This window comes from Pseudomonas sp. GW823-FHT02C02 (assembly GCF_058797635.1).
The window spans coordinates 339,601-359,115 of sequence record NZ_JBXAJV010000005.1 but is presented as its reverse complement, the minus strand read 5'-3'; the positions used below and the strand labels follow the sequence as shown (position 1 = coordinate 359,115).

General features: G+C 58.3%; 17 protein-coding genes. All 17 read right to left on the bottom strand.

What is annotated here, in order from left to right:
- Positions 1-123 precede the first annotated feature (123 nt).
- The 17 genes from AC1ROI_RS11625 to rpsB all read right to left on the bottom strand — a co-directional run bounded on the left by AC1ROI_RS11625 (position 124) and on the right by rpsB (position 19,441).
- Complete coding sequence (locus AC1ROI_RS11625; RefSeq protein ID WP_010462799.1) at positions 124-1,071, bottom strand: acetyl-CoA carboxylase carboxyltransferase subunit alpha; 948 nt, start codon at positions 1,069-1,071, stop codon at positions 124-126.
- Positions 1,072-1,210: 139 nt separating this feature from the next.
- Positions 1,211-4,732 carry a DNA polymerase III subunit alpha gene (gene dnaE, locus AC1ROI_RS11620; protein ID WP_010462801.1) on the bottom strand — a complete coding sequence of 1,174 codons (3,522 nt, stop codon included), beginning with the start codon at positions 4,730-4,732 and terminating at the stop codon, positions 1,211-1,213.
- Between the two features lie 76 nt (positions 4,733-4,808).
- Complete coding sequence (gene rnhB / locus AC1ROI_RS11615) at positions 4,809-5,435, bottom strand: ribonuclease HII (protein ID WP_010462803.1); 627 nt, start codon at positions 5,433-5,435, stop codon at positions 4,809-4,811.
- A gap of 11 nt (positions 5,436-5,446) precedes the next feature.
- Positions 5,447-6,577, bottom strand: a complete 1,131-nt coding sequence (lpxB, locus tag AC1ROI_RS11610; RefSeq protein ID WP_077748331.1) for a lipid-A-disaccharide synthase — start codon at positions 6,575-6,577, stop codon at positions 5,447-5,449.
- A 2-nt stretch (positions 6,578-6,579) separates the two neighbouring features.
- Positions 6,580-7,356: an acyl-ACP--UDP-N-acetylglucosamine O-acyltransferase gene (lpxA, locus tag AC1ROI_RS11605; protein ID WP_010462807.1), complete on the bottom strand. Its 777-nt coding sequence runs from the start codon at positions 7,354-7,356 to the stop codon at positions 6,580-6,582.
- Positions 7,353-7,793, bottom strand: a complete 441-nt coding sequence (gene fabZ, locus AC1ROI_RS11600) for a 3-hydroxyacyl-ACP dehydratase FabZ (protein WP_008154051.1) — start codon at positions 7,791-7,793, stop codon at positions 7,353-7,355. The genes lpxA and fabZ overlap by 4 nt, the downstream gene beginning before the upstream one ends.
- Before the next feature lie 108 nt (positions 7,794-7,901).
- Entirely contained in the window at positions 7,902-8,957 is a 1,056-nt protein-coding gene (gene lpxD / locus AC1ROI_RS11595; RefSeq protein ID WP_010462810.1) for a UDP-3-O-(3-hydroxymyristoyl)glucosamine N-acyltransferase, read from the bottom strand.
- A 3-nt stretch (positions 8,958-8,960) separates the two neighbouring features.
- Positions 8,961-9,464 carry an OmpH/Skp family outer membrane protein gene (locus AC1ROI_RS11590; RefSeq protein WP_010462812.1) on the bottom strand — a complete coding sequence of 168 codons (504 nt, stop codon included), beginning with the start codon at positions 9,462-9,464 and terminating at the stop codon, positions 8,961-8,963.
- 45 nt (positions 9,465-9,509) lie between these two features.
- Complete coding sequence (bamA, locus tag AC1ROI_RS11585; RefSeq protein ID WP_010462814.1) at positions 9,510-11,900, bottom strand: outer membrane protein assembly factor BamA; 2,391 nt, start codon at positions 11,898-11,900, stop codon at positions 9,510-9,512.
- A gap of 74 nt (positions 11,901-11,974) precedes the next feature.
- On the bottom strand, positions 11,975-13,327 hold the full coding sequence (gene rseP / locus AC1ROI_RS11580) for a sigma E protease regulator RseP (protein ID WP_102595522.1): 1,353 nt from the start codon (positions 13,325-13,327) through the stop codon (positions 11,975-11,977).
- Positions 13,328-13,380: 53 nt separating this feature from the next.
- On the bottom strand, positions 13,381-14,571 hold the full coding sequence (ispC, locus tag AC1ROI_RS11575) for a 1-deoxy-D-xylulose-5-phosphate reductoisomerase (RefSeq protein WP_102595523.1): 1,191 nt from the start codon (positions 14,569-14,571) through the stop codon (positions 13,381-13,383).
- Positions 14,568-15,374 carry a phosphatidate cytidylyltransferase gene (locus AC1ROI_RS11570; protein WP_010462821.1) on the bottom strand — a complete coding sequence of 269 codons (807 nt, stop codon included), beginning with the start codon at positions 15,372-15,374 and terminating at the stop codon, positions 14,568-14,570. The genes ispC and AC1ROI_RS11570 overlap by 4 nt, the downstream gene beginning before the upstream one ends.
- Positions 15,374-16,129, bottom strand: coding sequence for a polyprenyl diphosphate synthase (gene uppS / locus AC1ROI_RS11565; RefSeq protein ID WP_010462822.1), 756 nt, complete (start codon positions 16,127-16,129; stop codon positions 15,374-15,376). The genes AC1ROI_RS11570 and uppS overlap by 1 nt, the downstream gene beginning before the upstream one ends.
- A gap of 13 nt (positions 16,130-16,142) precedes the next feature.
- On the bottom strand, positions 16,143-16,700 hold the full coding sequence (frr, locus tag AC1ROI_RS11560; RefSeq protein ID WP_010462824.1) for a ribosome recycling factor: 558 nt from the start codon (positions 16,698-16,700) through the stop codon (positions 16,143-16,145).
- Complete coding sequence (pyrH, locus tag AC1ROI_RS11555) at positions 16,697-17,440, bottom strand: UMP kinase (RefSeq protein WP_003172271.1); 744 nt, start codon at positions 17,438-17,440, stop codon at positions 16,697-16,699. Before pyrH ends, frr begins: the two co-directional genes overlap by 4 nt.
- A 209-nt stretch (positions 17,441-17,649) precedes the next feature.
- On the bottom strand, positions 17,650-18,513 hold the full coding sequence (gene tsf, locus AC1ROI_RS11550; protein ID WP_010462832.1) for a translation elongation factor Ts: 864 nt from the start codon (positions 18,511-18,513) through the stop codon (positions 17,650-17,652).
- Between the two features lie 190 nt (positions 18,514-18,703).
- Positions 18,704-19,441, bottom strand: a complete 738-nt coding sequence (gene rpsB / locus AC1ROI_RS11545; RefSeq protein WP_007907989.1) for a 30S ribosomal protein S2 — start codon at positions 19,439-19,441, stop codon at positions 18,704-18,706.
- Positions 19,442-19,515 lie beyond the last annotated feature (74 nt).

Sequence of the window (19,515 nt, the reverse complement as noted above, 5' to 3'; positions counted from 1 at the left end):
TCGCACAAATCAAATGTGGGAGCGAGCCTGCTCGCGATGGCGGCTTAACATTCAACTTATCTGTTGGCTGTTATACCGCTTTCGCGAGCAGGCTCGCTCCCACATGGGTGAAGCGCGGTCAGATCAGAGACCGTAGCTCATCAGACGCTCGTAACGACGGGCCAGCAGCGCCTCGTTATCGAACTTCTTCAGCATCGCCAGTTGCGAGCTCAGCTCGGCACGGATCGAAGCCGCCGCCGCTGCCGGATCGCGGTGAGCGCCGCCCAATGGCTCGCCGATCACTTTGTCGACGATGCCCAGGCCTTTCAGGCGCTCGGCGGTGATGCCCATGGCTTCAGCCGCGTCCGGCGCTTTCTCGGCGGTTTTCCACAGAATCGAGGCGCAACCTTCCGGCGAGATCACCGCGTAGGTCGAGTACTGAAGCATGTTCAGTTGATCGCAGACGCCGATCGCCAGCGCGCCACCCGAACCACCTTCACCGATCACGGTGGCGATGATTGGGGTTTTCAGGCGGGCCATGACGCGCAGGTTCCAGGCAATCGCCTCGCTCTGGTTACGCTCCTCAGCATCGATGCCAGGGTAAGCGCCCGGCGTGTCGATGAAGGTCAGGATCGGCATTTTGAAACGTTCGGCCATTTCCATCAGGCGGCACGCCTTGCGGTAGCCTTCAGGACGCGGCATACCGAAGTTGCGGCGGACTTTCTCGCGCACCTCACGGCCTTTCTGGTGGCCGATGATCATCACCGGCTGATCGTCCAGACGGGCAATGCCGCCGACGATCGCAGCGTCGTCGGAGAAGTGACGGTCGCCGTGCAGTTCGTCGAACTCGGTGAAGATGTGTTCGATGTAGTCCAGGGTATACGGACGTTTCGGGTGACGCGCGAGACGTGCGATCTGCCAGCTGGTCAGCTTGCCGAAGATGTCTTCGGTCAGCGTGCTGCTTTTGTCCTGCAGGCGGGAGATCTCATCGCCGATATTCAGCGAATTGTCGTTACCGACCAAGCGCAACTCTTCGATCTTGGCTTGCAGGTCGGCGATCGGCTGTTCGAAATCTAGAAAATTCGGGTTCATAGGCGTCCGTCTTGGGTCGACGTCCAAGAGAGCTTGGGCCGGCCGGTTGTCTATTCGCGCCCTACCTTAAGGGACAGGCGCGTTCAGGTCGAGATTAAAAATTCTGGTCGAGATCGGAGCCTACAGACAGCCCCGACCGTCAACGGTATTGGAGGAAGACGTTGTCTCGCCCGAACTGGTCACGCAAGGCTTGAATCAACGCATCCGCCGGATCGATCCGCCAGGTCTCGCCAAACTGCAACAAGGCCTTCGCATCGGGGCTCGTGTACTCCATGGTGATCGGGCACGCGCCGCGATGACGTTTGAACAACTCACCCAGCCAGCGTAGCTGATCGCCCTTCAAATCCTTGGTCTGCAGCTTCAGGCGCAGGCTTTCGGCTAGGTTGGTGCGCGCATCTTCCATGCTCATCACCCGCTTGACCCGCAGACGCAGGCCACCGGAGAAGTCGTCGTTGCTGACTTCGCCTTCGACCACCACCATCGCATCGGTCTGCAACAGCGATTGCGCCGAGTGGAACGCTTCGGCAAACAGCGAAGCCTCGATCCGCCCGGAGCGATCGTCGAGGGTGATGAAACCCATCTTGTCGCCCTTTTTGTTCTTCATCACCCGCAAGGCGATGATCATGCCGGCGACGGTTTGCGTATCACGAGCCGGCTTCAGGTCGATGATGCGCTGACGGGCAAAACGGCGGATCTCGCCTTCGTACTCGTCAATCGGGTGACCGGTCAGGTACAGGCCGAGGGTGTCTTTCTCCCCTTTCAGGCGCTCCTTGAGGGTCAGCTCCTTGGCTTTGCGGTGATTGGCGTAGACGTCGGCATCTTCTTCAACGAACAGACCACCAAACAGGTCGACATGACCGCTGTCATGGGTACGCGCGGTTTGTTCGGCCGCCTTGATCGCCCCTTCCATGGCGTTCAGCAAGACCGCCCGGTTACGGTCGATATTGGCCTGATAGGCTTTCTGCTCGTCATGGAAATAAGGCCCCAGACGATCCAGTGCACCGCTGCGGATCAAACCGTCCAGGGTGCGCTTGTTGATTCGCTTGAGGTCGACACGGGCACAGAAATCGAACAGGTCCTTGAACGGACCGTCCTGACGCGCCTCGGTAATCGCCTCGACCGGGCCTTCGCCCACCCCCTTGATCGCACCGAGGCCGTAAATAATCCGGCCTTCGTCATTCACTGTGAACTTGAACTCGGAAGTATTCACATCAGGCGCGTCGAGACGCAGCTTCATGGTGCGAATTTCTTCGATCAAGGTCACGACCTTGTCGGTGTTGTGCATATCCGCCGACAGTACCGCGGCCATGAACGGCGCCGGGTAGTGCGTCTTCAGCCAAGCGGTCTGGTATGAAACCAGGCCATAAGCGGCGGAGTGGGATTTGTTGAAGCCGTAACCGGCGAATTTTTCTACCAGGTCGAAAATGTTACCGGCCAGGTCGGCGTCGATATTGTTGGTCTTGCAACCGTCAATGAAACCGCCGCGCTGCTTGGCCATTTCTTCCGGCTTTTTCTTACCCATGGCCCGTCGCAGCATGTCCGCGCCGCCGAGGGTGTAACCGGCCATGACCTGGGCAATCTGCATCACCTGTTCCTGATACAGGATGATGCCGTAAGTCGGTGCCAATACGGGCTTGAGGCCTTCGTACTGGTAGTCCGAGTGCGGGTACGCGAGTTCGGCGCGACCGTGCTTACGGTTGATAAAGTCGTCCACCATGCCCGATTGCAAAGGGCCCGGACGAAACAGGGCCACCAGTGCGATCAAGTCTTCCAGGCAGTCGGGCTTGAGCTTTTTGATCAGCTCTTTCATGCCGCGCGACTCAAGCTGGAACACCGCGGTGGTTTCAGCTTTTTGCAGCAGCTGGTAGGTCGGTTTGTCATCCAGCGGGATGAACGCGATATCCAGCGGCGGCTGATCGACCTTGGCGCGGTCGCGGTTGATGGTTTTCAGTGCCCAGTCGATGACCGTCAGGGTCCGCAGGCCGAGGAAGTCGAACTTCACCAGGCCGGCGGCTTCAACGTCGTCCTTGTCGAACTGGGTCACCAGACCGTCGCCGGCCTCATCGCAATAGATTGGCGAGAAGTCAGTCAGCTTGGTCGGCGCGATCACCACACCACCGGCGTGCTTGCCGACGTTACGCACAACGCCTTCAAGCTTGCGCGCCATTTCCCAGATTTCCGCGGCTTCTTCATCGACCTTGATGAAGTCGCGCAGGATTTCTTCCTGCTCGTAGGCTTTTTCCAGGGTCATGCCGACTTCGAACGGAATCATCTTCGACAGACGATCCGCCAGACCGTAGGACTTGCCCTGCACCCGCGCCACGTCTCGGACCACCGCCTTGGCGGCCATGGAACCGAAGGTGATGATCTGGCTCACCGCATTACGGCCGTATTTCTCGGCCACGTAGTCGATCACACGGTCACGACCGTCCATGCAGAAGTCGACGTCGAAGTCGGGCATGGAAACCCGTTCCGGGTTAAGGAAACGTTCGAACAGCAGGTCATATTCCAGCGGATCGAGGTCGGTGATCTTCTGCACATAGGCCACCAGCGACCCGGCACCCGACCCCCGGCCAGGCCCGACCGGCACGCCGTTGCTCTTGGCCCACTGGATGAAGTCCATCACGATCAGGAAGTAACCGGGGAAGCCCATCTGGATGATGATATCCAGTTCGAAATTCAACCGGTCGACGTAGACCTGACGCTTGGTTTCGTAGTCTTCGGTGGTGTCTCGGGGCAGCAGAACGCTGAGACGCTCTTCCAGGCCATCGAACGAAACTTTGCGGAAATACTCGTCGATGGTCATGCCATCAGGGATCGGGAAGTTGGGCAGGAAGTGAGTGCCCAGCTTCACTTCGATGTTGCAGCGCTTGGCGATCTCGACGGTGTTGGCCAGCGCTTCGGGAATGTCGCTGAACAGCTCGGCCATTTCCTCGGCGCTTTTGAGGTATTGCTGATCGCTGTAATTCTTCGAACGCCGCGGATCGTCGAGGGCGCGGCCCTCACCGATGCAGACGCGGGTTTCGTGAGCGGCAAAGTCTTCCTGCTTGATGAAACGCACGTCGTTGGTGGCGACCAGCGGCGCACCGATCTTCTCGGCCAGCGCCACGGCGCCGTGCAACTGCTCTTCGTCGTTCGGGCGGTTGGTGCGCTGGATCTCCAGATAGAAACGATCCGGGAACACGGCCATCCATTCGCGCGCGAGGTTTTCCGCTTCTGCCGGATTGCCGCTGAGCATGGCCAGGCCGATCTCGCCCTCTTTGGCCGCCGACAGCATGATCAAGCCTTCGCTGGCTTCGGCCACCCACTCGCGCTCGATGATGACCGAGCCATTGCGCTGGCCGTCGATGAAGCCGCGGGAAATCAGTTCGGTGAGGTTGCGATAGCCGACAGCGTTCATCACCAGCAGGCTGATCCGGCTCAGGGCGTTGTCCGGGTCCTTGTTCGACAACCACAGGTCGGCACCGCAGATCGGCTTGATGCCTGCGCCCATGGCGGCTTTATAGAATTTGACCAGGGAACACATGTTGTTCTGGTCGGTGACCGCGACGGCAGGCATGTTCATGCCGACCAGGGTCTTGACCAGCGGTTTGATCCGCACCAGACCGTCGACCAGGGAATATTCAGTGTGCAGGCGTAGATGAACGAATGAAGCCGGCATAGTGATCCTGTCTAGAAACGTGAAGACAACAAGGCCCGGATTGTACCGGGCCTTGAGTAAAACATCAGCCTCGCGACTAACTCTCGATCAGGTTTTCGCGAGCCTCGTAAGCCAGGCGCACCGGGGCGAAAGAACGACGGTGAATCGGCGTTGGCCCCAATCGGGCCAGAGCTTCCAGATGAACGGGGGTCGGGTAGCCTTTGTGGCCGCCGATCCCGTAACCCGGGTAAATCAATTCGAAAGCGGCCATTTCACGGTCACGGCTGACCTTGGCCAGAATCGACGCCGCAGCGATGGCCGGCACCTTGCCGTCGCCCTGCACCACCGCTTCGGCGCGCATGGACAGTTTCGGGCAGCGGTTGCCGTCGATCATCGCCAGTTTCGGCTGGATGTGCAGCCCTTCGATCGCGCGCTGCATGGCCAACATGGTGGCATGCAGAATATTCAGCTCATCGATTTCTTCAACTTCGGCCCGGGCGATGCACCAGCTCAGGGCTTTTTCGCAAATTTCGTCGTAGAGCTTTTCGCGGCGGGCTTCGGTGAGTTTCTTCGAGTCGTTCAGACCAAGAATCGGCCGATTCGGATCGAGAATTACCGCAGCCGTGACCACGGCGCCGCAGAGCGGGCCGCGACCGACTTCGTCGACACCGGCAACCAGATCTTCCACTTCAGCGACCAAGGTGAAATCCAGCCCCATTTGCATGCTTGTTTTACTCATTGTACTGGGCCAATCAGTTTCAGCACGGCATCCGCCGCCTGGTTGGAGGCATCCAGACGCAAGGTCCGGTGGATTTCGTCGAAGCCACGGGTCTGTTCTTCGCCACCCTCGATCAACGGTGACAAGGTCTGGGCCAGGGCTTCGACCGTTGCGTCGTCTTGCAGCAACTCGGGCACCAAAAGGCGTTGGGCCAGCAAGTTCGGCAACGAGATGTAGGGGCTTTTCACCATGCGCTTGAGAATCCAGAACGTCAGCGGCGCCAGGCGATAAGCGACCACCATCGGCCGCTTGTACAACAGCGCTTCAAGGGTCGCCGTGCCGGAGGCAATCAACACGGCGTCGCAGGCGGCAAGGGCCAGATGGGATTTGCCATCGAGCAGGGTCAGCGGCAGATCGCGACCGGCCAGCAACTCTTCAAGCTGCGCGCGGCGTTCCGGGCTGGCGCAAGGCATGACGAACCGAACGCCGGGGCGCAAGGCCCGCAGGCGTTGGGCGGTATCGAGGAACAACGCACCGAGACGGCCGACTTCGCCGCCACGACTGCCCGGCATCAACGCAACCAGCGGTCCGTCCGGCAAGCCGAGCTCGGCCCGAGCGGCGGCGCGATCGGCTTCAAGCGGGATCGCATCCGCCAGGGAATGCCCGACAAACCGCACCGGCACGCCCTTTTCTTCGTAGAATTTCGCTTCGAATGGAAACAGCGTCAGCATCAGGTCGCAGCCTTCGCGAATCTTCAGCACCCGCTTCTGCCGCCACGCCCACACCGACGGGCTGACGTAATGCACGGTCTTGATCCCGGCCTGACGCAGCTTGAGTTCGATAGTGAGGTTGAAGTCCGGGGCATCGATGCCGATAAATGCGTCCGGCTTTTCGGCGATCAGGTCGGCGATCAGCTTTTTGCGACGCGCCATCAGTTCACGCAATCGACCCAGCACTTCCACCAGGCCCATGACCGAAAGACGTTCCATCGGGAAATACGAAGTCAGGCCTTCGGCCTGCATCAGCGGACCACCGACACCGATGAACTCCACTGCCGGATGCTGAGCCTTGAGTGCGCGCATGATGCCCGCGCCCAGAATGTCACCGGAAGCCTCACCCGCCACCAGCGCAATACGCAGATTAGCCATGATTAACGTGTGATGCCGCGGGTCGAAGACTGGATGGAATCACGGAACACCGCGACTTCCGGGAACTGGTCCGAAGGTTCGGCCAATTCGGTGAGTGCCTGCTCAACCGTCAGGCCTTGGCGGTAAACCACCTTATAGGCACGACGCAGGGCGTGGATCGCGTCTTCGCTGAAACCACGACGGCGCATGCCTTCGAAGTTCATGCTACGGGCTTCGGCCGGGTTGCCGAACACCGTGACGTAGGCGGGAACGTCCTTGCCAATGGCGGTACCCATGCCGGAAAAGCTGTGGGCGCCGATGTGGCAATACTGGTGAACCAGGGTAAAGCCGGACAGGATAGCCCAGTCTTCAACGTGCACATGGCCAGCCAACGCAGTGTTGTTGACGAGGATGCAGTGGTTACCGATGACACTGTCGTGGCCGATGTGGGCATAGGCCATGATCAGGTTGTGATCGCCCAGGGTCGTTTCCGAACGGTCCTGAACCGTGCCACGGTGAATCGTCACGCCTTCACGGATGATGTTGTGGTCACCGATGACCAGACGTGTTTCTTCGCCTTTGTATTTCAGATCGGGCGTGTCCTCACCTACCGAGGAAAACTGGTAGATGCGGTTGTGCTTACCGATTCGGGTCGGGCCCTTGAGAATCACATGCGGCCCGATCACTGTCCCCTCGCCGATTTCCACACCTGCGCCGACGATCGACCATGGGCCGACCTCGACACCTTCAGCCAGAACGGCCGTCGGATCGATGATTGCGCGAGGGTCAATCAAACTCATAGTTTGCGTTCCGCGCAGATGATTTCAGCGGAGCAGACTGGCTTGCCATCGACCGAAGCCTGGCACTCGAACTTCCAGATCTGACGCTTGCAGCTGATGAAACGGGCTTCGAGGATCAATTGATCGCCTGGAGTGACGGGCTGGCGAAAACGCAGCTTGTCGGAGCCGACGAAGTAGTAGAGCGTGCCGTCGGCAGGCTTCACGTCGAGCATTTTGAAACCAAGGATACCGGCAGCCTGAGCCATCGCTTCGATGATCAGTACGCCCGGCATGATTGGATGCGCGGGGAAGTGACCATTGAAGAACGGTTCGTTGATGCTGACATTCTTGTAGGCGCGAATGCGCTTGCCTTCCACATCCAGATCCACGACCCGATCCACCAGCAGGAACGGGTAACGGTGAGGCAGGTATTCGCGAATCTCGTTGATGTCCATCATTTCGGGGGGAAGCCTATGTAAAGATTGGGAGCGCGCGACTGACGCGCACCCCTCTAGCAAATCAAGGAGGCAGTCTAGCGGCTGTGCACACTTGATATGGAAATGGTATCAGCCATCTGATGAAGCATTACCGTCAGGGGTCACGTCCCCTACACGCTTTTCCAGCTGTCGCAGACGTCGCGCGATGTCATCGAGCTGACGGATACGGGCCGCGCTTTTGCGCCATTCGGCGGCTGGTTGCATCGCCGTACCGGAAGAATAGGAACCCTTTTCGGTAATCGAATGGGTCACCATGGTCATCCCGGTGATAAAAACGTTGTCGCAAATTTCGATATGCCCCACCAGCCCAACGCCCCCGGCGAGCATGCAATGCTTGCCGATTTTGGTGCTGCCGGAGATCCCCACACACGCGGCCATGGCGGTGTGATCACCAACCTGTACGTTGTGGGCGATCTGAATCTGATTGTCGAGCTTCACACCGTTACCCAGTACGGTATCGGCCAGCGCACCGCGATCGATAGCGGTATTCACGCCAATCTCCACATCATCACCGACCAATACACCGCCGATCTGGGCGATTTTCTGCCAGACACCTTTCTCGTTGGCAAAGCCGAAGCCTTCGCCACCCAGCACGGCACCGGACTGAATCACTACCCGCTTGCCGATGCGCACGTCGTGGTACAGCGTGACCCGCGGGGCCAGCCAGCCGCCTTCGCCGACTTCGCTACGGGCACCGATGAAGCAATGCGCCCCCACGGTCACACCGGCAGCAATACGCGCGCCGCTTTCGATCACCGCAAAGGCACCGATGCTCGCAGCCGGATCAACCACTGCGTCCGCGGCCACTACCGCTGTCGGATGAATACCGGCCGGCGCCTTGGGCTTGGGATCGAACAGATGGGAAATACGCGCATAGGCCAGATACGGATCAGGCACCACCAGCGCATTACCGGCATAACCTTCAGCGTCAGCGGCCTTCAGCAACAGCGCTGCAGCCCGGCAGTCCGCCAGGTATTTTCGGTATTGGGGGTTTGCGAGAAAGCTCAACTGAGCTGGGCCAGCCTCTTGCAAAGTGGCTAGCCCAGTAATTTCTTTCTCCGGGTCGCCACGTAGCGTGGCGCCGAGGAACTCGGCCAACTGGCCGAGCTTTATAGTCGCTGTCATGGATTACTTCAGCTGATTCATGCGCTCGATAACCTGGCGAGTGATGTCGTACTGAGGTTTGACATCAATCACTGCGCCACGCTCGAAGACCAGGTCAAAAGCACCTTTCTTGATGACTTCTTCCACAGCGCTGTCCAGTTTCGGCTTGAGCTGCTTCAGCATTTCACGGTCGGCAACGGCTTTGGCTTCGTTCAGCTCCTTGGACTGGAACTGGAAGTCGCGGGCCTTTTGCTTGAACTCGAGCTCAAGGCGTTCACGCTCGCCTTGCTGCATCTTGTCGCCGCCAGCCATCAGACGGTCCTGGATGCCTTTGGCGCTGCTTTCCAGCGTCTTGAGCTTGGACAGTTGCGGACCAAACTTCTTCTCGGCGTCCACGGCGTATTTCTTGGCCGCGTCGGATTCCAGCAGGGCCATCTGATAGTTCAGAACGGCGATTTTCATGTCGGCAAAAGCCGGACCTGCTACCAGTACGGTCGCCAGGAGAACCAATTGAGTCAACTTACGCACGATGTACTCCTACAAAATCCATTGTCGTTATTTTGGGGCAGACGCTTAGAACGTCTGGCCGAGAGAGAATTGGAACACTTGAGTCTCAGCGTCATCCGGTTTCTTGATCGGCATGGCCAACGCGAAGCTCAGAGGACCCAGTGCGGTGACCCAGGTCACACCCACACCGACAGAGCTCGCAACGTTGCTCAAGCTGATGTCGTTGCACTCTGTTTGAGAGGTCGAACCGACATTGGCGTTTGTCGTTTTGTCGCACTTGGAATCGAATACGTTACCCACGTCCCAGAATACCGAAGTACGCAGGGAACGCTGATCCTTGACGAATGGCAGCGGGAACAGCAACTCGACACCACCCTGGATCAGAACGTTACCACCGAACGGCAGCGGATCCTGGTCCGGGTCGGCGAGTGTACCGGCGTTACCCGTTACAGCCTGACCACGGCTAGGTGTACTGCGCGGCCCCAGGGTACTGTCCTTAAAGCCACGAACCGAGTTGAAACCACCAGCATAGTAGTTTTCATAGAACGGCAAGCCGTCGGTCGAACCGTAACCGTCGCCGTAGCCCAGTTCGGTGTGAAGACGAACGGTGTAGTTTTCGGTGATTGGCTGGAACAGCTGACCACGGTAATCCAGTTTAAAGAACGACAGGTCGCTACCCGGCGTCGTGGTTTCCAGAGTCAGACTCTGGGAATGGCCACGGGTCGCCAGCACACCTTTGTTCAAAGTCGACTCGGACCAACCGGCCGACGCTTTGAAGTTCAGGTAGCTGTCGCCTTCACGGTTAACGAAGTCGAAAATCTCGTCAACGGTGTACTGACCGGTCTTGATCTTGTCCTGTTGCGCGCTCAGGCCAAAGGTCAGTCGCGACGTCTCGCTGATCGGGTAGCCGACGTTGACGCCAGCACCCAGGCTGTCTACGGCATAGCTGGCTACGTCGACATCAAGGTCTTTGTAGTCAGTGGTGCGATAGAAAGCGTTGTAGCCCAGGCTCACGCCATCTGCAGTCCAGTACGGGTCGACATAACCGAAGTTATAACGGCTCTGGTATTCACTGCGGGTCAAACCGATGCTGACCTTGTTACCGGTACCCAGGAAGTTGTTCTGGGTGATCGAACCACCGAGGATCAGACCGGCGCTCTGAGCGAAACCGACGCTGGCGGTAATGGAACCGGAAGCCTGTTCTTCAACGCTGTAGTTCACGTCAACCTGGTCGTCGACACCCGGTACAGCCGGGGTTTCGACGTTGACTTCTTTAAAGAAGCCCAGACGCTCAAGACGGGTCTTGGATTGGTCGATCAGGTAGGTCGAAGCCCAGCCGCCCTCCATCTGACGCATTTCACGGCGTAACACTTCGTCTTCGGACTTGGTATTGCCACGGAAGTTGATGCGGTTGACGTAAGCACGCTTGCCCGGATCGACAGCAAAAGTGATGTCGACCGTGTGGTCTTCATCGTTCGGCTGAGGCACGCCGCTGACGTTGGCGAAGGTGTAACCCTCGTTACCCAGGCGACGGGTGATCAGCTCGGACGTGGTGGTCATCAGCTTGCGCGAGAACACCTGGCCTTTCTGAACCAGCAGCAGGGACTTGACCTGGTCCTCAGGGACTTTCAGGTCGCCGCTCAGCTTGACGTCACGAACGGTGTACTTCTCGCCTTCGTTGACGTTGACGGTGATGTAGACGTGTTTCTTGTCTGGAGTAATGGACACCTGGGTCGAAGCGATATCCATGTTGATATAGCCACGGTCCAGGTAGTAGGAGCGCAGACGCTCCAGGTCACCGGACAGTTTTTCACGGGCGTACTTATCATCGTTCTTGAAGAACGACAGCCAGTTGGTAGTCTTCAATTCAAACAGGTCGATCAGGTCTTCGTCAGGGAAGACCGTGTTACCCACCACGTTGATGTGCTGGATTGCCGCAACGGTGCCTTCGTTGATGTTGACCTTCAGGCCGACGCGGTTACGCGGCTGCGGCACCACTTCGGTGTCGACGGTGGCGGAGTAGCGACCCTGGGCGACATATTGGCGCTGCAGTTCGTTACGTACACCTTCGAGGGTGGCACGCTGGAAGATCTCGCCTTCGGCCAGACCGGATTGTTTGAGTCCCTTCATCAGGTCTTCAGTAGAGATCGCCTTGTTACCTTCGATCTCGATACTGGCGACTGACGGGCGCTCGACTACCGTGATGACAAGGACGTTGCCATCGCGGCCCAGCTGGATATCTTGAAAGAACCCGGTTTTGAACAGCGCACGAGTGGATTCCACCAGGCGACGATCATCCGCCTGTTCACCGACGTTTAACGGCAAAGCACCAAAGACGCTACCCGCGGAGACCCGCTGGAGGCCATTGACGCGAATATCAGAGATAGTGAAGGACTCGGCGTGAACTTCGGCGATCATCAATACGGTGAGAACCGCAGTTAGCAGCAGACGTTTCATGAAGTCCTTTCTTATTCCAACTGGCAATAAACAAACTGCCGCAAAATGCGGCAGATTCGCAATTCAGCGAAGTGTTACAGACGGCCCAAATCATTGACCAGAGCAAGCAACATCACCCCGACCACCAAACTGATACCGATCTGTATCCCCCAACCCTGCACCCGATCCGACAAGGGACGACCACGCGCCCACTCGATCAGATAAAACAACAAATGTCCCCCATCCAGTACAGGAATGGGCAACAAATTCAGAACCCCCAGGCTAATACTCAGATAAGCAAGGAAATTCAGGAAATCAGCGACACCCGACTGGGCAGAAGCGCCCGCCACTTTAGCAATGGTTATCGGTCCACTCAAGTTTTTTACCGAGAGCTCGCCGAACAACATTTTCTTGAGCGAATCGAGGGTCAGCACGCTCATGGTCCAGGTGCGTCGTGCACCCTCGCCAATTGCGGCCACGGGGCCATAACTGACCTCGCGAATCATCTCTGGTGGCCAATCGACCGCTTTCACCCCCGCGCCCAGATAACCGGTGGGCGCTTTGCTTTCGCCGCGAGCGGCCAAGGTCACAGGGACGTCGATTTGAGCACCATCACGCTCAACGCGCAGCATGATTTTGGTATCCGGATGCATACGGACCGTGTCGACCACCTGCTGCCAGTCATCAAGTGACTTGCCATCAAGTGCCAACAACCGATCACCGGTCTTCAGGCCCGCTGCCTGTGCCGGCCCTTTCGAATCAAGCTCAGCCAGCACGGGCGGCAACGCCGGACGCCAAGGGCGAATACCCAGCGAACGAATCGGATCCGGTTCGTCAGCACCCTTGAGCCATTTATCCAGCATCAGCTCACGGGGTGAATCCGCCGTGGAGCCCTGCTCACGCACCAGCAATTGAATAGAACCGCTCTCGCCAAGACGACGGATCAGCTGCAGATTCACTGCGGCCCAGCCAGAAGTTGGCTCGCCATCGATGGCAATAATTTCCTGACCAGCACCCAGACCGGCCTTGGCGGCGATACTGCCGGACTCGACCGCACCGATGACCGGCCGCACCTGCTCGCTGCCGAGCATGGCCAATACCCAGAAAAAAACCATTGCCAATAAAAAGTTGGCGATCGGTCCGGCAGCCACGATAGCAATGCGCTGGCGGACCGATTTGCGATTGAAGGATTGATCGAGCTGATCGGCTGGCACATCACCTTCGCGCTCGTCGAGCATCTTCACGTAGCCGCCCAACGGAATGGCAGCCACCACGAACTCTGTGCCTTTCTTGTCGTGCCAGCGCAGCAGCGGCATGCCGAAGCCTACGGAGAAACGCAGCACTTTGACCCCACAGCGACGTGCGACCCAGAAATGGCCAAACTCGTGGAAGGTGACCAGCACGCCCAGTGCAACCAGGGTGCCGACAATCATATAGAGCGCGCTCATCTACTTTCTCCGCAATCCTGTCCAATGCCGCATGGGTCAACGTATTGCAGCACTTACCGCCCGTGACGACTCAACCATTGTTCGGCGAGTACCCGCGCTTTCGCGTCGGCGGTAAACACCGCCTCGAGATCATCCACCGCAACGACCGGCTCAAGGCTTAACACTTCCTCGATGATACTCGCGATTTCCGGGTAGCGAACCCGCTCGTCGAGAAACGCCGCGACAGCCACTTCATTCGCCGCATTGAGCATGGCCGGCGCGCTATTGCCGGCTTCGGCAGCCTGACGCGCAAGGCGCAGGCAAGGGAAACGCTCTTCATCGGGCGCCTGGAAGTCCAGTCGCGCGATGGCAAACAGATCCAGTGGCGCCACACCAGAATCGATGCGCTCTGGCCAGGCCAGGGCGTTGGCGATCGGCGTGCGCATGTCAGGATTGCCCAACTGGGCCAGTACCGAGCCATCGATATAGTCGACCAGCGAATGAATCACGCTCTGAGGATGAATCACCACTTCGACCTGGGATGGCTTGGCGTCGAACAGCCAGCAGGCCTCGATCAACTCGAGCCCTTTGTTCATCATGCTGGCCGAATCAACCGAAATCTTACGCCCCATGGACCAGTTCGGATGAGCGCACGCTTGCTCAGGGGAAACATGCACCAGTTCGGCCATCGGTGTCTGTCGGAACGGACCACCAGAAGCTGTCAGCAGAATCCGACGCACGCCCACCGCGCCAAGTCCGCGGGCGAAATCCTGTGGCATGCATTGAAAAATCGCGTTGTGCTCGCTGTCGATCGGCAGCAGCACTGAACCGCTTTTGCGCACGGCCTGCATGAACAGCGCACCCGACATGACCAGCGCTTCTTTATTGGCCAGCAGAATCTTCTTGCCCGCCTCGACTGCCGCCAGGGTCGGACGCAAGCCCGCCGCGCCGACGATGGCCGCCATGACCGCATCGACCTCAGGGTCGGAAGCCACCTGACACAGCCCCTCCTCCCCAACCAGCACGCGGGTCGAGAGGCCTGCGGCGCGCAAGTCGACCTGCAAGGCTCGGGCAGCGCCCGCTTCCGGCACGACGGCAAACTGCGGCGTATGACGCACGCACAAAGCCAGCAGCTCACTCAGGCGAGTAAAACCGCTCAAGGCGAACACCTGATAACGCTCGGGATGGCGAGCGATCACGTCCAGGGTGCTCAGACCGATGGAGCCGGTCGCCCCCAGAACGGTAATTTGTTGTGGGCGGTTCACGGTGCAGCCATCCACAACAACACGGCAAAGACCGGGATCGCGGCCGTCAGGCTGTCGATGCGATCCAGCACCCCGCCGTGGCCCGGCAGCAAGTTACTGCTGTCCTTGATCCCCGATTGACGCTTGAACATGCTCTCGGTGAGGTCGCCCACGACCGAGATGAAAACGATCACTGCCGCACCGATCAGGCCCATCAGCATTTGCACGAAACTCCAGTCGCGCACAAAACCAACGATCGCCGTGATCACCAGACTCAACAGCAAGCCGCCGTACACGCCTTCCCAGCTCTTGCCAGGACTGACCTGCGGCGCCAGCTTGCGCTTGCCAAAGGCCCGGCCGGAAAAATACGCGCCGATATCGGCACCCCAGACCAGGACCATCACCGCCATGATCAACCAGTTACCCAAAGGTTGCTGCTTGATCTGGACCAGACCCTGCCAGGCCGGCAGCAGGATCAGCAAACCGATCACCAGCTTGCAAGCGGCGCTGGACCAGTGCTCGCTGGAACGCGGGTAGGTCAGCACCAGATACGTCGCCACACCCCACCAGAGCACCGAAGCGCCCAATACCCAGGGCGCGAGCCCCGGCAGGATGTGCATGACAAATAACATCAAGGCGACCACAACCGCGTAGGCCACGCGAATCGGCTGGGCGTTGAAGCCTGCCAGGCGAGCCCATTCCCACGCGCCGAGGGTCACGACCAGCCCGATGAACAGCGCAAAGCCTGTGCCTTCGAGCAGGAAAAACCCGCACAAAGCGATCGGCAGCAGGATCAGCGCGGTGATGATTCGTTGTTTGAGCATTAAACCCGGGCTCCAGCCTCGACCTGCTCGCTCGTTTTACCGAAGCGGCGCTGGCGAGAAGCGAAATCGGCCAGCGCGTTACGCATGGCGTCGTGTTTGAAGTCCGGCCAGAACAGGTCGGAGAAGTACAACTCGGCATAAGCCAGTTGCCAGAGCAGGAAGTTACTGATGCGGTGCTCGCCACCGGTGCGGATGCACAAGTCTGGCAACGGCAGATCGCCGGTGGCCAGACAGGTCTGCAACAGCTCCGGGGTGATGTCCTCCGGACGCAGGTGTCCGGCCTGAACCTCCCGCGCCAGACGCTGCGCGGCTTGCGCAATGTCCCACTGGCCGCCGTAATTGGCGGCAATCTGCAGGACAAAGCGGTTGGCACCAGCAGTCATCGCCTCGGCTTCACGCATGGCCACTTGAAGCTCGGGATGAAAGCGCGAACGATCACCGATGATGCGCAGACTGATGTTGTTGTCATTGAGGCGCTTGGCCTCGCGACGCAATGCCTTGAAGAACAGATCCATCAAGGCACTGACTTCATCGGCCGGGCGCTGCCAGTTCTCACTGGAGAAGGCGAACAAGGTCAATACCTCGACCCCGGCCTCGGCACACACCTCAATCACTGCGCGAACTGCATCCACGCCCGCTTTATGCCCGGCGACACCCGGCATAAAGCGTTTTTTCGCCCAGCGATTATTACCATCCATGATGATCGCGACATGGCGCGGCACCGCGGACGGCGCAGTCTGCTTAGTCTTTTCCATGAAAACGCGACCCTTATACGGCCATCAGGTCTTTTTCTTTCTGTGCCAGATGTGCGTCGATTTCAGCCACATACTTCTTGGTCAAATCGTCGATCTCGCCAGTGGCGCGACGCTCTTCGTCTTCGCTGATTTCTTTTTCCTTGACCAGATCCTTCAGCGAGCTGTTGGCATCGCGACGGATGTTGCGCACGGCAACACGGGCATCTTCAGCGACGTCGCGAGCCTGCTTGGTGAAACCCTTGCGGGTTTCTTCGGTCAGGGCCGGCATGGAGATCAGCAACAACTCGCCCAGGTTGGTCGGGTTGAGGTTCAGACCCGCACTACCGATGGCCTTGTCGACAGCACCCAGCATGTTGCGCTCAAAGGCCACGACTTGCAGGGTACGGGCGTCTTTGACGGTGATGTTCGCCACCTGCTTGATCGGGGTGTCGGAACCGTAATACGGCACCATCACGCCTTCAAGAATGCTTGGGTGCGCCTGGCCGGTACGAATACGGCCGAAGTTGTGCAGCAGCGATTCCACGGATTTTTTCATGCGCTCTTGAGCGTCTTTCTTGATTTCATTGATCATTGTTGGCCTTCCTCGATCAGGGTCCCTTCAGCGCCGCCATGCACGATGTTCAGCAGGGCGCCGGGCTTGTTCATGTTAAAGACGCGCAACGGCATCTTGTGGTCGCGGCACAGGCAAATGGCCGTCAAATCCATCACGCCCAGCTTGCGATCCAGCACTTCATCGTAAGTCAGATGATCGAACTTCTCGGCATGCGGGTCTTTGAATGGGTCAGCGGTGTAGACGCCATCGACCTTGGTCGCCTTGAGCACGACATCGGCGTCGATTTCGATTGCTCGCAAGCAGGCTGCCGAATCCGTAGTGAAGAACGGATTCCCGGTACCGGCGGCGAAAATCACCACTTCCTTGGCGTTCAGGTGACGCATGGCTTTGCGACGATCGTAGTGATCAGTCACGCCTACCATGGAAATGGCCGACATCACGATGGCCGAGATATTGGCACGTTCCAGCGCATCGCGCATGGCCAAGGCGTTCATCACAGTGGCCAGCATGCCCATGTGGTCGCCCGTTACCCGATCCATGCCGGCCGCGCTCAGCGCTGCACCGCGGAACAGGTTGCCACCGCCGATCACCAGACCGACCTGAACACCGATGCCGACCAGTTGGCCGACTTCAAGCGCCATGCGATCCAGAACTTTCGGATCGATCCCGAACTCTTCCGAGCCCATCAGGGCCTCGCCGCTAAGCTTGAGTAGAATGCGTTTATAGCGAGCCTGATAACCACTGCCCTGCTGAGCCATTGCGAATCTCTCCTGCGGCGTATTTTTAAAAATTCTTTGCGAGCTGTTTACAGCTGGCGTTCACTCTAGCTTGGCGCTGCTTCAGCGCCATCGGAACATGGCTTTGTAAGCCAGTTCCAAAGGGAAACCAATAAAAATTGGTGCCCCATCTGAAAAGAGGCTGCGCGCGTAAGCGGGCAGCCTCTTCAGGGCGACAGTTAAAAACCGTCTTATTGCTTGGCGGCAGCCAGCTGGGCAGCAACTTCTTCAGCGAAGTTGTCGACCGGCTTCTCGATGCCTTCGCCTACTTTGAAGTAGGTGAAAGAAACGATTTCAGCACCGGCTTTCTTGGCCAGTTCGCCGACCTTGATTTCAGGGTTCTTGACGAACGCCTGCTCAACCAGGCTTGCTTCAGCCAGGAACTTGCTGATACGGCCTTTGACCATGTTTTCAACGATGTTTTCTGGCTTGCCAGCGATCTTGTCAGCGTTGAGGGTCAGGAAAACGCCTTTTTCGCGCTCGACCGCTTCAGCGGAAACTTCCGATGGCAGCAGGAATTCAGGGTTGGTGGCCGCTACGTGCATGGCGATGTCTTTGGCCAGCTCAACGGTGCCGCCTTTGAGAACAACCGCAACACCGATCTTGTTGCCGTGCAGGTAACCACCAACAACATCACCTTCAACGCGAGCCAGGCGACGGATGTTGACGTTTTCGCCAACCTTGCCGACCAGGACCAGGCGATCGGCTTCTTGAGCTTCGATCAGCGGAGCGACATCAGTCAGCTTGTCAGCGAACGCTTTTTCAACGCTGGAAGCAACAAATGCCTTGAAGTCGTCTTGCAGGGCCAGGAAGTCAGTCTGCGAGTTAACTTCCAACAGAACGGCGGTTTTACCGTCTTCTTTAAGAGCGATAGCGCCTTCAGCAGCTACGTTGCCTGCTTTCTTGGCAGCCTTGATGGCGCCGGAAGCACGCATGTCATCAATGGCTTTTTCGATGTCGCCGCCGGCCTTGGTCAAGGCCTTTTTGCAATCCATCATGCCTTCGCCGGTACGCTCACGCAGTTCTTTAACCAACGCTGCAGTAATCTCTGCCATTTCAAAATCCTCTTGGATAGGTTTTCAACCATTCCACCCGATCAAACGGGCGATCAATTCTTCCCGACCCCATTTGTTAGCGGCTGCACGTTACAAAGGCTGTAGCTGCGCTGCCCACAAACGGTTTTCGAGGTGGCAAAAAGGGGGCCAAGCCCCCTTTTTGCTTACTGAGTCAACGCCAGGGCGTCAATTACTCAGCTGCAGCCGCCGGAGCTTCTTCAACGAACTGCTCGGTGCCGCCAGCAACGTGGTTGCGACCGCGGATGACTGCGTCAGCCATCGAACCCATGTACAACTGGATAGCGCGGATTGCGTCATCGTTGCCTGGGATGATGTAGTCAACGCCTTCCGGGCTGCTGTTGGTATCGACTACGCCGATAACCGGGATGCCCAGCTTGTTGGCTTCGGTGATCGCGATGCGCTCGTGATCAACGTCGATAACGAACAGAGCGTCTGGCAGACCGCCCATGTCCTTGATACCACCCAGGGAACGATCGAGCTTCTCAAGATCGCGAGTGCGCATCAGCGCTTCTTTCTTGGTCAGCTTGGCGAAAGTACCGTCTTCGGCTTGCACTTCAAGGTCACGCAGACGCTTGATGGAAGCACGGATGGTTTTGAAGTTGGTCAGCATGCCGCCCAACCAGCGGTGATCGACGTACGGCGAACCGCAACGTGCTGCTTCTTCAGCAACGATCTTGCCAGCGGAACGCTTGGTGCCGACGAACAGGATCTTGTTTTTGCCCTGGGCCAGACGCTCTACGAAAGTCAGAGCTTCGTTGAACATTGGCAGGGTTTTTTCAAGGTTGATAATGTGAATCTTGTTACGCGCGCCGAAAATGTACTTACCCATTTTCGGGTTCCAGTAACGGGTCTGGTGACCGAAGTGCACACCGGCCTTCAGCATATCGCGCATGTTGACTTGGGACATGATAGTTCCTTAATAAGTCGGGTTTGGCCTCCACGTATCCCAATGACCAACCAGCAGCATCAGCTGAAGGCACC